Here is a 15,046-nt window from a genome sequence, read left to right on the forward strand (position 1 = left end):
AGGCATAAAATGCCCGCTCCAGTTACTGTTTCTAAAGAACAGCTTGATAAACAATTTACCTATATCGATGCGGTAGCGGGGCTGATCCGAGACAAACGCCCGCGCGCCTATACGCACACCTTTGGCTGCCAGCAGAACGAGGCGGACACCGAGCGCATCCGCGGCATGCTGCACGAAATGGGCTACGAGATGACCAACAATGCCGATGAGGCGGATTTTATCCTGTTCAACACCTGTGCGGTACGCGAGCATGCGGAGGACCGCGCGTTCGGCAATATCGGCGCGCTCAGCCACCTGAAAAAGCGCCGGCCGGAGGTTATCATCGCCCTGTGCGGCTGTATGGCGCAGCAGGAGAAAAACGTAGAAAAGATCAAAAAAAGCTATCCGCAGGTTAGCCTGCTGTTCGGTACGCACGCACTGTGGCGGTTCCCGTCGCTGCTGTACCGCGTGCTGACGGAAAAAAAGCGCGTGTTCGATATCGGCGGGGAGGACGATATCGCGGAGGGCCTGCCTGTGTTGCGCGCACGCGGCGCGAAAGCGTGGCTGTCCATCATGTACGGGTGCAATAATTTCTGCACCTATTGTATCGTCCCTTATGTCCGCGGCCGCGAACGGAGCCGCCGGCCGGAGGAAATCGAAAGGGAACTGCGCGAGCTGATCGCCGCGGGATACAAGGAGATCACGCTGCTCGGCCAGAACGTCAACTCCTATGGTAAGGACCTGGGGCTAAATATCGATTTCGCCGGCCTGCTGCGAAGGCTGAACGCCGTACCCGGCGATTTCTGGCTGCGGTTCATGACCAGCCATCCCAAGGATGCTAGCCCCAGGCTGTTCGACGCCATGGCGGACTGTGAAAAGGTGGCAAAGCAGTTGCATCTGCCGTTCCAGTCGGGAAGTAACGAGATTCTGCGCCGCATGAACCGGCATTACACTGCGGAAAGCTATCGTACCCTGATCCAAGACGCGCGGCAAAAGATGCCTGATATCACCCTTTCGAGCGATATCATCGTCGGCTTCCCGGGTGAAACCGAGCAGGACTTTGCACAGACCCTTGCGCTGGTCGACGAGGTGCGGTTTGATCTGCTTTTTACCTTCCTGTACTCCCCGAGAAGCGGCACGCCGGCGGCCTCGTACGAGGATCCGGTGACGCCGGAGGAAAAACAGCGGCGCTTTGAACGGCTGCTCCGCGTACAGGACGAGATCGTCGCGGAACGGCAGGCTGCCTATCAGGGGAAGCGGCTCCGTCTGCTGGTGGACGGTATGGCCAAAGGCCCCGACTATCCCTATACCGCGCGCACGGAGGGGAACCTGCTCGTTTGCGTATGCGGAGACGGTATCCAAACTGGGGAATTTATCCAAGCTGAGATCGAAAAGACAACGCTTCGCTGCCTGTTTGCGCGAAAATTGTAGAAAGAGGTACGATAATGGCTGAACTCACGCCCATGATGAAGCAGTATTTCGAAATCAAAAACAAAAATAAGGACTACATCCTTTTTTACCGTCTGGGTGATTTTTACGAGATGTTTTTCGACGACGCCAAACTGGTTTCCCGCGAACTTGAGCTGACGCTGACCGGCCGTGACTGCGGCCTGGAGGAGCGCGCGCCCATGTGCGGCGTGCCGTACCACAGCGCGGAGGGGTATATCGCAAAGCTCGTGCGAAAGGGGTACCGCATTGCCATTTGCGAACAGATGGAGGACCCCAAGCTGGCAAAAGGACTGGTCAAGCGCGAGATTATCCGCAGGGTGACGCCGGGTACGGTCGTCGAAGCATCAATGCTGGATGAAAGCCGCAACAACTTCCTTGGCTGCATCTACGCGGAACAGGGCGGTATTGGCGTATGCTTTGCGGATATCACGACCGGAGAGGTCTATGCGACCGGCTCGGAAAGCTGGCAGCATATTTTCAGCGAGCTGGGACGCTTCGGTCCGCGTGAGGTACTGGTCGGCGGCATGGCAGTGGCTGACGCAACGCTGCTTTCTTTTTTGAAGGAACGGCTGGAAGCGCTGGTAGAGCCGATGCCGGAGGATTGTTTTGGCGCGCAGCGTGCTTCCGAGCGCATCTCCTATTATTTTCGCATAGAGGATTTCGATGCGGCGGGCCTGACTGCCCTACCTCGGGCCATACAATGTCTGGGCGGCCTGCTTGACTATCTGGAGCAGACCCAGCAGGCAAGCCTTGCCGCGCTCAATCATCTGGAGGTATACCACCAGGGGCAGTATATGGAACTGGATCTGATCGCGCGCCGCAATCTGGAGCTTTGTGAAACCATGCGCACCAAGGAAAAAACAGGGACGCTGCTCTGGGTGCTTGATAAAACACGAACCGCGATGGGCTCGCGCCTTATCCGCCAATGGCTGGAGAAGCCGCTGTACAACCCGCTTCAAATCGTGCGCCGCCAGCAGGCGGTCGGGGCGCTGTGCGACGATTTGATCGCCCGTACGGCGCTGGGCGACGCGCTTAAAAGGGTGTTCGACATGGAGCGGCTGATCGGCCGCGTGACATATGGCACGGCCAACTGCCGCGACCTGCGCGCACTTTCGTCCACGATCGCGTGCCTGCCTGCGATCAGGGAGCAGGCGGCGCTGTTCGGTCAGGCCATGCTGCAGGAGCTGACGGCCAACATCGACCTGCTGGAGGATATCCGCGCGCTGGTCGAGACTTCCATTGTGGACGAGCCTCCCATCCTACTGCGCGAGGGCGGCCTGATCCGTGCTGGCTACCATGAAGAAATCGATTACCTGCGCGACCTCGCCTCCGGCGGCAAGGGGAAGATCGCGGCGATCGAGCAGCGCGAGCGTGAAAGGACCGGTATCAGCAAGCTCAAGATCGGCTATAACCGCGTATTCGGCTATTACATAGAGGTCAGCAAATCCAACGCGGACGCTGTGCCGGAGGATTATATCCGCAAGCAGACGCTCGCCAACGGCGAACGCTATATCACTGAGGAACTCAAGCAGCTCGAAAGCACCGTGCTGGGCGCGCAGGAGCGGCTGACAACGCTGGAATACGAGGTCTTCGTAACGATCCGCGAACAGATCGCCGCCGAGGTGCATCGCGTTCAGAAAACCGCGCAGGCGGTCGCTGCGCTTGATGTGCTGTGCGCGCTGGCAGAGGTAGCCTGCGACAACAACTACACCTGTCCGATCGTGGATTTTACCGACCGCATCGAGATCAGGGATGGACGTCATCCGGTGGTGGAAAAAATGCTGGCGGACAGCCTATTCATCCCCAATGATACAGTGCTGGACAGCGGGGAAAACCGTGTCGCCATCATCACCGGCCCCAATATGGCGGGGAAATCGACCTATATGCGCCAGGTCGCGCTGATCACAATTATGGCGCAGATCGGCTCGTTTGTGCCCGCCTCCTCCGCGCATATCGGCGTGGCCGATCGGGTGTTCACACGCGTCGGCGCATCCGACGACCTGGCCAGCGGCCAGTCCACCTTTATGGTCGAGATGAGCGAGGTCGCGGATATCCTGAAGCATGCAACCAAATCCAGCCTGCTGATTCTGGACGAGATTGGCCGCGGCACCTCGACCTATGACGGCATGAGCATCGCCCGCGCGGTGATCGAATATGTCGCTGACAAGAAAAAGGTGGGCGCGCGCGCCCTGTTTGCCACACATTACCATGAGCTGACCGTTCTCGAAGAATTGGTAAAGGGCGTCAAAAATTATAACATCGCGGTCAAAAAGCGCGGTGATGACATCACATTCCTGCGCAAAATTGTGCGCGGTGGCGCGGATGACAGCTATGGCATCGAGGTTGCCAAGCTCGCGGGTGTTCCGAACGCGGTCATCAAGCGCGCCAAGGCCGTGCTATCGGACCTGGAAGCGACCATGCCCAAAATCGAGCTGCGCGCGGTCGCGGAAGAGGACGAAGTGCCGCAAATGACAATGGACAGCCTTTCCGGAAACGCGGTCGCCGAACGGCTGCGCGCGCTTCAGGTGGATACAATGACCCCGATCGAGGCACTGAACGCGCTGTATGAGTTGAAAAAGCTGGTTTGATAGGGTGTCTTATTATGCTTGACCTTGTATCCTGAAAGGAAGTAACGATGGCAATTATCCATGAATTATCCCCGCATCTGGCCGACCTGATCGCGGCGGGCGAGGTGGTCGAACGACCGGCCTCCGTCGCCAAAGAGCTGATCGAAAACGCGATCGACGCGGGTTCGACCCGCATCACGGTGGAAATCGAAAGCGGCGGCATCACTTATCTGCGCATCGCGGATAACGGCTGCGGCATGTCGGCGGAGGACGCCCCCATCGCATTCCGCCGACATGCGACCAGCAAGCTGCGAACAGAGGAAGATTTGGCCGCAATCGGCACGCTGGGCTTCCGCGGAGAGGCGCTCGCGGCGATCTCATCGGTCACGCGCATCGACCTGTTCACCCGCCAGGGGGGCGCGCTCGCCGGCCTCCATCTGCATCTGGAAGCAGGGGAAATACAGGCAAACGAGGAAGCGGGCTGTCCGGAAGGCACAACAATCGTTGTGCGCGACCTGTTTTACAACACGCCCGCGCGCATGAAATTCCTCAAAAAGGATTTCACCGAGGCAGGCTATATCCTTGGCGTGGTGCAGCATGCCGCGCTCTCCCATCCGGAAATCGCTTTTACACTGATTCGGGACGGAAAACAGGTATTTTCCACGGACGGGAAAGGTAAGCTTCTTGCGCCGGTATTTTCTGTATTCGGCAAGGAGATGACCGCCAATATGATCGAAGTGCCGAAAACCGAACGCAACGGCATGACCGTATACGGCTATATTGTGAAGCCGCACGCAGGACGGCCCAACCGATCGATGCAACATTTCTTTGTCAATGGGCGTTATGTCAAAAGCCGCTTGATGCAGGCCGCGCTGGAGGAAGCCTATCGCAACGCTATCATCACCGGCAAATATCCCTCCGGCGCGGTGTTTCTCGAGCTGCCGCTCGCAGCGGTGGACGTAAACGTCCATCCCGCCAAGACCGAGGTAAAGTTTTCACAGGAAAAGCCGGTGTTTGAGGCAGTTTATATTGCCTGCAAAAACGCGATCTCGGCGAATGACAATATGCCGCGGCTCGAACACAGGGAAAAGGAGGCTCCCGCCAGACCAAGAGAGGACCATTTGACGCAGGAGCAGCAACGGTTCGCGGTTCCGGCCCCCTCTTTTTCCACTGCACCCGTATCCAAGGCCACTGCCGAAGAACCGCCTGAACTGGAAGACTTTTTGGTTTCCGTGCCGCCGCGTGCGCAGAAGCCGCGCCCCTATACCGGCTATGCTGCCGCGCCGCGCATCTGGGAGGGAGACCCGCCGAAGCACACATTTCGTCCCTATCCGGTCCATGAGCCTGCGCCTGCCGCTGAATCGCGTCCGGAAGCGCAGGAGCAGCAGTCCACCGCTCCTGCGCCGCAGGAGCCGCGCCTTGAACCGCTTGACACTGGCGCGCGTGTGATCGGAGAATGCTTTCAGACCTATCTGATCGCGGAGGACAAGGATGGATTGATTCTGATCGATAAACATGCCGCGCATGAACGCATCCTGTTCAATAAAATGCGCGCGGAAACCGATATGCCGCAGCAGGAGCTGCTTGCGCCGGTAATCGTGGAGTTGACCGGAGAGGAAGCGGCGGCGATACAGGCTCGGCTCGGCGATATTCGGAAAGCGGGGTTTTCCATCGATCCGTTCGGTGAAAACAGCTTTGCCGTGCGCAGCGTACCGGCCTATCTGGACAGCGGAGACGTGCAAAGCGTGATCGGCGAGCTGGCTGAAAAGGCGATGAACAGCCGCGCAACCGTGCCGGACCAACTGGACGACCTGATCCATACGGTCGCCTGCAAGGCGGCGATCAAGGCTGGCAGGGCAACGACGCAGATTGAATTGCAAGACCTCTGCGACCGTGTTCTGGCAGACGAAAATATCCGCTCTTGCCCGCACGGGCGCCCAACCACCGTGCGGCTAACGAAATACGAATTGGATAAGCTCTTCAAGCGCGTCAATCAATGAGGGAGAAAGCCATGGAAAACCGTCTGATCTGCATCTGCGGCCCTACCGCGAGCGGTAAAACAGCGCTTTCTGTTGCACTGGCGGAACAACTGCATACCGAGATCATATCAGCCGATTCCATGCAGATATACAGGGGAATGGACATCGGCACAGCCAAGCCGACCACAGGGGAGCGGAAGGGCGTTCCGCATCACATGCTGGATATCTGTGCGCCTGACGAGCCTTTTTCCGTTGCGCGCTATGTGGAATTGGCGGATGCGGCGGCACAGGACATTCTGGCGCGCGGCAGGATACCGATTGTCGCGGGCGGAACCGGTCTGTATATGGACGCGCTGATAGAATGCAGCACTTTTTCCGGCGACGAAACCGATCTTTCCGTGCGGGAAAAATATCAGAGGATGGCGCGGGAGCAGGGGAACGCGGCGGTACATGCCTGCCTGTCCGCAGTTGATCCGGAAAGCGCGGGCAAGCTTCATCCCAATAACCTCAAGCGCGTGATCCGCGCGCTTGAGGTGTACGAACAGACCGGCATGACGATCCAGCAATTGAACCGCCTGCATAAACGGTCCGCGCCAAAGTATCGGGCGGCCAAGATCGGCGTCTGTCCGGCAAGGCGGGAAACGCTGTATCAGCGGATCGACAGCCGCGTCGATCAAATGCTGATAGACGGACTGCTGGAGGAGACACGACGCCTCTGGATGCAGGGCGCGCTGACCGGAACAGCCGCGCAGGCCATCGGCTACAAAGAGCTTTTGGGATATCTGGAGGGTCTACAGTCGCTCGAGGAATGCGTTGCACTCCTCAAGCAGCGCAGCCGAAATTATGCAAAACGGCAGCTTACCTGGTTAAAAAGAGATGACAACATCCACTGGATTTATTATAATAATAGCGAGGACTTTGCTTCCGTATTACAGGATGCGACAAATTATCTGCAAAAACTCGGTGTACAATGATACCAGAAAATGTAAATTATTGGAGGAATCATTGTGCGAAACGAAATCAATCTGCAGGACAGGATGCTGAGCGTGCTGCGCCAGCAGGGACAAACGATAACGGTTTTCCTGACAAACGGTTTTCAGATGCGCGGAATCATCCGTGGATTTGATAATTTTATTGTCATACTGGAAACCGATGGGAAACAGCAGATGATCTATAAGCATGCAATATCAACGATCATTCCGCAGCGGCGTGTCGATCTGTTTACTCAGAGGGAGGAGCACCTGCCGGCGGAATAATACATATGAGGACTCAGCATGGAAGAAGAAAGAATTCCCCAGCGAAAAAAGAAGAAACGCCGCAATTATGGAAACCGGCTCGCCTTTGTCATCGCCGGCGCCGTTATCTTTGCCTATGTGTTTTTTGAAATCTTTTCCGCTTATTTCGGCGGGCTGGAAACCGAGCCGGCCGTTCAGGTTTCGGTCAACGACAGCTTTAACGCAGTCGGTTGGTTTTTCCGCGATGAAGCGCCCATCGAGGGACGGACGGGGGAATCGGCCAAACATATCGTTTACAGCGGGGAGCGCGTCCAGAAGGACGCGCCGCTCGCAACCATCTATGCGGATGAAGCGGCGCTTGCCATCAGCCGGCAGTTGGAGCCTCTGGAAAATAAAATTGAGCTTTTGGATGCCGCGCTGCAATCGTCGAACGACGAAGCGGATTCGGCAAAGATTGACCAGTTGATTACGCTTGCCCTGCAGCAGATGGCCGGCCAGGTCCGCAGCGGTTCGGGGATATCGCTGTCCGCTTCTGCGGATTCCCTCCGTACCCTTTCACTCCGGCGGGAATCAGGGCATATCGATACCGCTGCAATTACTGCGGAGCGGGATGCACTGGCAGCCGAACGGGACAGCCTGAACGCGCAGCTTTCCGGCAAGACAAGCCAGCTTACTGCACCGTTTTCCGGCTATTTTTCGGATAATGTGGATGGGTATGAACAAATATTGACGCCGGAAGTGCTGGATGAGCTGACAATCGACACATTCCACGAGCTGACGCAGCAGGGAAAGGTACAGGCGGATTCCTCTTCCATGGGGAAAATCATTCAGGGATTCAGCTGGTATCTTGTTTCAGAGGTTTCCACCGAAGACGCGAACCGGCTTACAGAAGGGCAAAACCTGCGTATAAACTTCACACAGGCCTCTATGGAAGCGCCGGTATCGGTATATTCCATCATCAAGGAGCATAACAGTGAAACCGCTCTGGTCGTGCTGGAGGGGACAAGCTTTGACAATGAGATGGTTTCTATGAGGAGCCAGCCGATAGAGATCATTATCGCCTCCTATACTGGCCTGCGCGTTCCCAAGCAGGCGGTGCGCATGGATGGCAATGAAATCGGCGTATACATTTTAAGCGGCTCGGTTGAAAAATTCAAAACGATCCATAAATTGTACGAAACAGATTCTTATTATGTTGTGGAGCAGAGCGCAACGGATGCGGGCGCGCTGGTTGCAAAGGATCAAATCATTGTCCGCGGTAAAAATCTGCAAAATAATATGGTGGTGAGAACATGACAGAACAGGAAAAAAGCGAGCTTTACAGCCGGATACAGGCCGTACAGGAAAGGATCGACACCGCAGCGGAAAAAGTCGGCCGCGACCCGAAGGATATTATTTTGGTTGCCGCGTCCAAAATGAATGACGCTGAACGGGTGCGCACCGCTATCGCATGCGGCATCCGCGTCTGTGGGGAAAATCGGGTGCAGGAGCTGCTCGATAAATACGAGCAGAATGCCTATGCAGGGGCTGACCTGCAGTTTATCGGTACACTGCAGACCAATAAGGTCAAATACCTGATCGGCAAAGTATCCCTGATCCAGTCCGTTGGGTCGGTGCGCCTTGGCGAGGCGATCGCCAGGGAAGCGGAAAAGCGCGGCATCCGACAGGATATTCTTCTGGAGGTCAATATTGGCAGAGAGGCTGCCAAAAGCGGCCTGCTACTAGAAGAACTGGATGACGCGGTTTCCAGATTGTGTGAAAAAAAGTCGCTGCACATCCGCGGCCTGATGGCGATTCCGCCGATCGCTGACCAAACATCAAAAAACTTGAGCTATTTCACCGAAATGCACCAAGTATTTGTTGACATTTTGACGAAAAAATACGATAATGTAAATATGGATTATTTGTCTATGGGTATGACAAATGACTTCGAAACGGCGATTGCGTGCGGTGCGAACATGGTTCGCATTGGCACGGCGATCTTTGGCGCGCGGCCTTATCAGATCGTCTCGCCTTAAAACGTAAGGAGGAACTTGGTATGGGTTCGATCAAAGGCTTTATCGATTGGGTAAAGGGCGAGGAAATCGAAGATGAGTTCGAGGAGGAACTGCCCCGTAAGCGCAGCGAAGAGCCTGTGATGGGCAGCTCGCCTTCCGCTTATGACAGTATCGCTTCCGACACGGTTTCGTCCCGCCGCAGCAATAAAGTTGTCAATATCAACGCCACAACGCAACTGGCTGTTGTTCTTGTAAAGCCCGACCGCTTTGAGAATGCGGCGGAGATCGCAGACCATTTGAAAGATAAGCGCACGGTTGTCCTCAATTTGGAGCAGACCAATAAGGATGTTGCCCGTCGTCTGGTTGATTTTTTGAGCGGCGTGGCATACGCAAATGAGGGGAAAATAAAAAAAGTTGCCAACAGCACATATATCATCACGCCCTATAACGTCGATATTATGGGGGACCTGATCGATGAGCTGGAAAGCAGCGGCATGTATTTTTAAGGTTGGTCCGCTGTGATAAATCTTTTTATTTTGAATTTTGTCACGTCGATCGTTCGATGTTTGGAATTTTTGCTTTTCGCGCGGGCAATTATGTCTTGGTTCGCTCAGGGCAGGGATTCAAAGATATATGAATTCCTTTATACGGTCACAGAACCGCTGGTATTACCGTTCCGCCATTTGCTGGACGGGGTCCGGTCGTTGCGAAACGTTCCGATTGACATTGCTTTTTTGCTCGCTTTTTTTACCCTTGAGTTGGTTTTGATGCTGCTTTACAGCTTGTAATTTATGGGGAAAGCGAAGTGGTCGGGCAAAGCCCGGCCATTTTCCCGTAAAACGGCGGATATAGAATATAACGGAGGAAAACTATATGACGGTGCAGGAAATTCAGGAAATTGGTTTTGAAAAAGCGGTTTTCGGCGGATACGACATGAAATCAGTCGATACGTTCTTAGAGCGGGTCGCCGAAGAATTCGCCTCCATGCAAAAGGAAAACGCTGCACTCAAAGCGAAAATGAAAGTACTCGTCGATAAAATAGAGGAGTACCGCGGTGTGGAGGACGGCATGCGCCGGGCGCTGATGAGTGCGCAGACCATAGCGCAGGATACGATTGACAAGGCGAAAAAGGAAGCGGAGGAAATCGTTTCCGTCGCCAAAAATGAAACCGAAAACAAGGTGAAAAGCACGCAGGACGAGATACAGCTTGAGGAGCAGAAGCTCGAGGCTGCAAAAAAGAACACCATCGAGTTCATAGCGCGCGTTTCCGCTGTTTATCAGGCGCAGGCCAAGGCGCTTGTAGAGCTGGCGAAGGGGGAGAAGTTAGTCCGTCCGCAGCCGGCGTCAGCCGAGCAGGCATCGGAAAAAGCACCGCAGGCTGCTGCGGCGCCATCCAGTGCGGAAGCGGCTCCGCTGGAAAAGGCTGATGCGCCGATCGCGGATGCGACACGCAAATTTGACTTTGGCGAGCTGAAATTTGGCGCGGATTACGATCCGAAAGAAGTAAAGTAAAAGCGAAAGGACTGACACTGCAACATGCAGCAGGATTACAATAAGACGATCAATCTTCCCAAAACCGATTTCCCGATGCGCGCCGGCTTGCCGAAGCGCGAACCTGGCTTTTTAGAGGGCTGGGAAAAGCAGGACATCTATCATGAGATGATGAAAAAGAACGAAGGCAAGCCGCTTTTTGTGCTGCACGACGGCCCTCCTTATGCCAATGGCAATTTGCATATGGGCCATGCGCTCAATAAGATCTTAAAGGATTTTATTGTGCGCTCCCGCAATATGATGGGGTATCAGGCGCCGTATATCCCGGGCTGGGATACGCACGGTCTTCCGATCGAGCGACAGGCAATCAAGGCATACGGCATGGACCGTGATAAGGTTTCCACTGCGGAATTCCGTTCCAAATGCGAGGAATTTGCGCATAACCATGTGAACACGCAGCGGACGCAGTTCAAGCGTCTGGGCGTAATCGGCGACTGGGAGCGTCCATACCTGACGCTGACACATGATTACGAAGCCGCCCAGATTGAGATTTTCGGCGAGATGGCAAAGCGCGGGTACATCTACAAGGGCATGAAGCCGGTCTACTGGTGTCCGCACGATGAAACTGCGCTGGCTGAAGCGGAAATCGAATATCAGGATGAGCCCTGTTCCTCGATTTATGTCAAGTTTCATGTAACGGATGACAAGGGCGGCAAAATCGCCTCCATTACCGGCGGGCTGGAAAATGTCTATTTTGTGATCTGGACCACAACCACCTGGACGTTGCCGGGCAACCTTGCGATCTCGGTCAATCCGGTGTTTGAATATGATCTGGTCAAGGTTCCGTCAGGCGATATTTATGTGCTCGCCAAGGAACTGGTCGAAGCCGTTATGAAAGCAGCCAGGATTGATTCCTGGGAAGTGCTGGGTACGCTGCTGGGCTCCGATTTGGAGCTGATGCACACCAAGCACCCGATCATGGATCGCGAGAGTCTTGTGATTTGCGGTAACCATGTTACACTGGACGCCGGTACTGGCTGCGTTCATACCGCGCCCGGCTTCGGCGCGGATGACTTCATTGTCTGCCAGAAGTACGATATTCCGATCATCGTACCGGTTGATGGCAAGGGGATGACGACCGCCGACGCGGGCAAATACGCAAATCTGTATTATGAAAAGTCCACGCCAGTCATCTTGGAAGATCTCAAGTCCTGCGGCGCGCTGCTGGCAATCGAAGAGATCGTACACAGCTATCCGCACTGCTGGCGCTGCAAGAACCCGATCATTTTCCGTACGACCGAGCAGTGGTTCTGTTCAGTGGATGCACTCAAGGATGATGCTGTCAAGGCATGCGAGCAGATCAAATGGATTCCGGCCTGGGGCGAAGAGCGCATGACTTCCATGATCCGCGAACGTTCGGATTGGTGTATTTCCCGCCAGCGCGTATGGGGCGTGCCGATCCCGATCTTCACCTGCAAAAAATGTGGCAAGCCGCTGGTGAACGAGCGGACGATTCAGCTTGTTGCGGACCTGTTCCGTGACAAGGGATCGAACGCCTGGTTCGATATGCAGGCATCTGAAATTCTTCCATCGAATATCAAATGCGAGTGCGGCTGCAGCGATTTTGAAAAAGAAACCGATACTATGGATGTCTGGTTTGACTCCGGCTCATCCTGGCGCGCAGTCATTGAAAACCGCGAGCATCAGGCGACACCGGTGGATGTATATCTGGAGGGCAACGACCAGTACCGCGGCTGGTTCCAGTCTTCCATGCTGACGTCGATTGCCACGCAGGGCAAAGCTCCCTATAGGACGGTTATCACCCACGGTATGATCGTGGACGAGGAACGGCAGAAAATGTCCAAATCGCGCGGCAACGGCATTTCGCCGGATGATATTCTGGCACAGTACGGCGCGGATGTAATGCGCCTGTGGGTTGCATCCTCGGATTACCGGCAGGATATGCGTATTTCCAAGGACATGCTGGGGCATTTGTCACAGAATTACCTGAAGATTCGCAATACAGCGCGTTATATCTTGGGCAATCTGTTTGACTTTAATCCCCAGACTGATAAGATTGCGTATACGGAATTGCCGGAGCTTGACAAGTGGGCGTTGATGAAACTGAACGAACTGGTTGCCAAGGTTCGCGAGGGATACGATTCCTATGAGTTCCACACGGTATTCCATACAATCCATAAGTTCTGCGTTGTTGATATGTCCAATTTCTATCTGGACGTGATCAAGGACCGCCTGTATTGTGATGATACGACGGGCCTGAGCCGCCGTTCGGCCCAGACCGCAATGTATAATATCCTCAGCGCGCTGGTGCGCATGCTTTCCCCGATCCTGTGCTTCACTGCGGACGAAATCTGGCAGGCTATGCCGCACACAGAGGAGGACGACATCCGCAACGTAGCGTACAATGAAATGCCTGCTGTAGACGATTCCTTGGCGTTCAGCGAGGAGGATTGTGAAAAGTGGAACAAGCTAACCGCATTCCGCGATGATGTCAACAAGGCGCTCGAAGGCGCTCGGAATGAAAAAGTCATTGGCAAGCCGCTGGAGGCCAATGTCACTGTGTATGCAAACCAGGATACGGCGGCCTTCCTCATTGGCTGCGGCCAGGATTTGGCTGATCTGTGCATTGTTTCCGAGCTTGCTGTTGTCGCGGGTGAGGGAAGCGGCATGGTGAGCGAATACCTCCCTGGACTGAAGATTGCAGTCGGCCGCGCTGCGGGTGAGAAGTGCCTGCGTTGCTGGAAGCAGTCCCAGTCAGTCGGGGCCAACGCGAAGCATCCCGCCTTGTGCGCGCGCTGCGCCGAGGTTGTCGGCTAAATGAAAGCGAAAGGGGAACAGAATTTTCTGTTCCCTTTTTATGATAGGAGTCAATATGTATGCCATTATTTGTCTTCGCGGCACTGATTATGGTCGAAATTGACCAGCTTGTTAAATCTTGGGCGCTGAATGAACTGAAAGATCTGCGCACCCTACCGATTATTGGCGACGTATTCCATCTGACCTATGTAGAGAATCGAGGCGCCGCATTCAGCCTGTTCTCCCAGTTTGATTCCCGATGGATCTTTGTTGCGCTGGCTTGCGTTATCACCGTGGTCATTCTGGTTCTGCTGCAAAAAAAAGTAATGCAGACGCAGCTTGGACAATGGTCCCTGGTCCTGATTGCCGCAGGTGCGGTGGGTAATGCGATCGACCGTGTGATACACGGTTTTGTCGTGGATTTATTCGATTTTCGTCTGATCCATTTTCCAGTATTCAATGTCGCGGACATCTTTATTTGCACGGGCGGCGTGCTTTTCGTCCTGTATGTCATGTTCCAGCACAAAGAGAAAGAAGAACAGCCGCCGAAAGAAGCTGCAAAGCTCACAGAAGAGGACGAACAGACAATTTCGGAGCAGGCGCATGAAGAATAACTTTCGGTTATCCGTACCGGATACGGAATCCGGTCAGCGGATCGACAGCTATTTGGCGGAACAGATTCCAGGCTTGACCCGCTCTACAGTGCAGAACCTGCTTGCGGAACAGGCTGTCACCATTGCGGGCAAGGCTGTAAAAAAGAATTATAAGCTGTCGGGTGGAGAGGATATCCTGGTCCAGCTTCCGGAAGTGCGGGAGGTAGACCTGAGTCCCGAGGATATCCCGCTGGATATTATATATGAGGATTCAGACATCATTGTCGTCAACAAACCGCGCGGGATGGTCGTTCATCCCGCTGCCGGAAACTGGTCCGGCACTCTGGTAAACGCACTGATGTTCCATTGCGGGACCAGCCTGTCGGGTATCAATGGCGAACTGCGTCCCGGCATTGTACACCGGATCGATAAGGATACCAGCGGGTTGCTGGTTGTGGCCAAAAACGACACCGCACATCAAAGCCTCGCGGCACAGATTGCGGCGCATACCGCGTTTCGTGGGTACGAAGCAATCGTCATCGGATCCCCTAAACTGGACAGCGGGACCATCGATAAGCCGATTGCACGCCATAAAACCGATCGCAAAAAAATGGCTGTGATGGAAGGCGGACGGAACGCCGTGACCCATTATAAGGTGTTGCATCGTTTCCGCAGTTATGCCCATATGGCCTTTCAGCTCGAAACCGGACGGACGCATCAGATCCGCGTGCATATGGCATCGGTCGGGCATCCGATTATCGGCGATCCGCTGTACGGCCTTGCCAAAGACCGTTTCGCTCATATCGGCGGACAATGCCTGCATGCCGCGCGCCTTACCTTACAGCATCCGCGAACAGAGGAAGTCATGTGCTTTTCCGCACCGCTCCCTGACTATTTTACGGATATTATTGCAAAACTGGAGAAGATGGAATGAATAAA

General features: G+C 54.8%; 13 protein-coding genes. All 13 read left to right on the forward strand.

Going from position 1 to position 15,046, the window contains the following annotated elements:
• Positions 1-9: 9 nt before the first annotated feature.
• The 13 genes from miaB to H8S45_RS01295 all read left to right on the forward strand — a co-directional run bounded on the left by miaB (position 10) and on the right by H8S45_RS01295 (position 15,041).
• Positions 10-1,410 carry a tRNA (N6-isopentenyl adenosine(37)-C2)-methylthiotransferase MiaB gene (miaB, locus tag H8S45_RS01235; RefSeq protein WP_107630494.1) on the forward strand — a complete coding sequence of 467 codons (1,401 nt, stop codon included), beginning with the start codon at positions 10-12 and terminating at the stop codon, positions 1,408-1,410.
• Positions 1,411-1,424: 14 nt separating this feature from the next.
• Positions 1,425-4,016, forward strand: coding sequence for a DNA mismatch repair protein MutS (gene mutS / locus H8S45_RS01240; protein ID WP_147573682.1), 2,592 nt, complete (start codon positions 1,425-1,427; stop codon positions 4,014-4,016).
• A 47-nt stretch (positions 4,017-4,063) separates the two neighbouring features.
• Positions 4,064-5,995 carry a DNA mismatch repair endonuclease MutL gene (gene mutL, locus H8S45_RS01245; RefSeq protein ID WP_147573683.1) on the forward strand — a complete coding sequence of 644 codons (1,932 nt, stop codon included), beginning with the start codon at positions 4,064-4,066 and terminating at the stop codon, positions 5,993-5,995.
• Between the two features lie 11 nt (positions 5,996-6,006).
• Positions 6,007-6,948 (forward strand): tRNA (adenosine(37)-N6)-dimethylallyltransferase MiaA, encoded by a 942-nt coding sequence (gene miaA / locus H8S45_RS01250; protein WP_054325948.1) that lies wholly within the window; start codon positions 6,007-6,009, stop codon positions 6,946-6,948.
• 30 nt (positions 6,949-6,978) lie between these two features.
• On the forward strand, positions 6,979-7,230 hold the full coding sequence (gene hfq, locus H8S45_RS01255) for an RNA chaperone Hfq (RefSeq protein WP_199855207.1): 252 nt from the start codon (positions 6,979-6,981) through the stop codon (positions 7,228-7,230).
• Positions 7,231-7,248: 18 nt separating this feature from the next.
• Positions 7,249-8,505 (forward strand): HlyD family efflux transporter periplasmic adaptor subunit, encoded by a 1,257-nt coding sequence (locus H8S45_RS01260; RefSeq protein ID WP_054325950.1) that lies wholly within the window; start codon positions 7,249-7,251, stop codon positions 8,503-8,505.
• A complete protein-coding gene (locus H8S45_RS01265; RefSeq protein ID WP_107630499.1) occupies positions 8,502-9,227 on the forward strand; it encodes a YggS family pyridoxal phosphate-dependent enzyme in 726 nt (241 codons plus the stop codon). The genes H8S45_RS01260 and H8S45_RS01265 overlap by 4 nt, the downstream gene beginning before the upstream one ends.
• 20 nt (positions 9,228-9,247) lie before the next feature.
• The gene (locus tag H8S45_RS01270; RefSeq protein WP_054325952.1) at positions 9,248-9,712 is read left to right on the forward strand and encodes a cell division protein SepF; all 465 of its coding nucleotides are present in this window, start codon (positions 9,248-9,250) and stop codon (positions 9,710-9,712) included.
• 12 nt (positions 9,713-9,724) lie between these two features.
• Positions 9,725-9,994: a YggT family protein gene (locus H8S45_RS16825; RefSeq protein WP_082396650.1), complete on the forward strand. Its 270-nt coding sequence runs from the start codon at positions 9,725-9,727 to the stop codon at positions 9,992-9,994.
• Positions 9,995-10,079: 85 nt separating this feature from the next.
• Entirely contained in the window at positions 10,080-10,718 is a 639-nt protein-coding gene (locus H8S45_RS01280) for a DivIVA domain-containing protein (RefSeq protein WP_054325953.1), read from the forward strand.
• 24 nt (positions 10,719-10,742) lie between these two features.
• On the forward strand, positions 10,743-13,535 hold the full coding sequence (gene ileS, locus H8S45_RS01285; protein ID WP_147573685.1) for an isoleucine--tRNA ligase: 2,793 nt from the start codon (positions 10,743-10,745) through the stop codon (positions 13,533-13,535).
• Positions 13,536-13,594: 59 nt separating this feature from the next.
• Positions 13,595-14,128: a signal peptidase II gene (lspA, locus tag H8S45_RS01290; RefSeq protein WP_107630502.1), complete on the forward strand. Its 534-nt coding sequence runs from the start codon at positions 13,595-13,597 to the stop codon at positions 14,126-14,128.
• On the forward strand, positions 14,118-15,041 hold the full coding sequence (locus H8S45_RS01295; protein WP_147573686.1) for an RluA family pseudouridine synthase: 924 nt from the start codon (positions 14,118-14,120) through the stop codon (positions 15,039-15,041). Before lspA ends, H8S45_RS01295 begins: the two co-directional genes overlap by 11 nt.
• The last annotated feature ends 5 nt before the right edge of the window (positions 15,042-15,046 follow it).

This window comes from Agathobaculum faecis, from assembly GCF_014287995.1.
In the GTDB taxonomy this organism is placed as follows: domain Bacteria; phylum Bacillota; class Clostridia; order Oscillospirales; family Butyricicoccaceae; genus Agathobaculum; species Agathobaculum ammoniilyticum.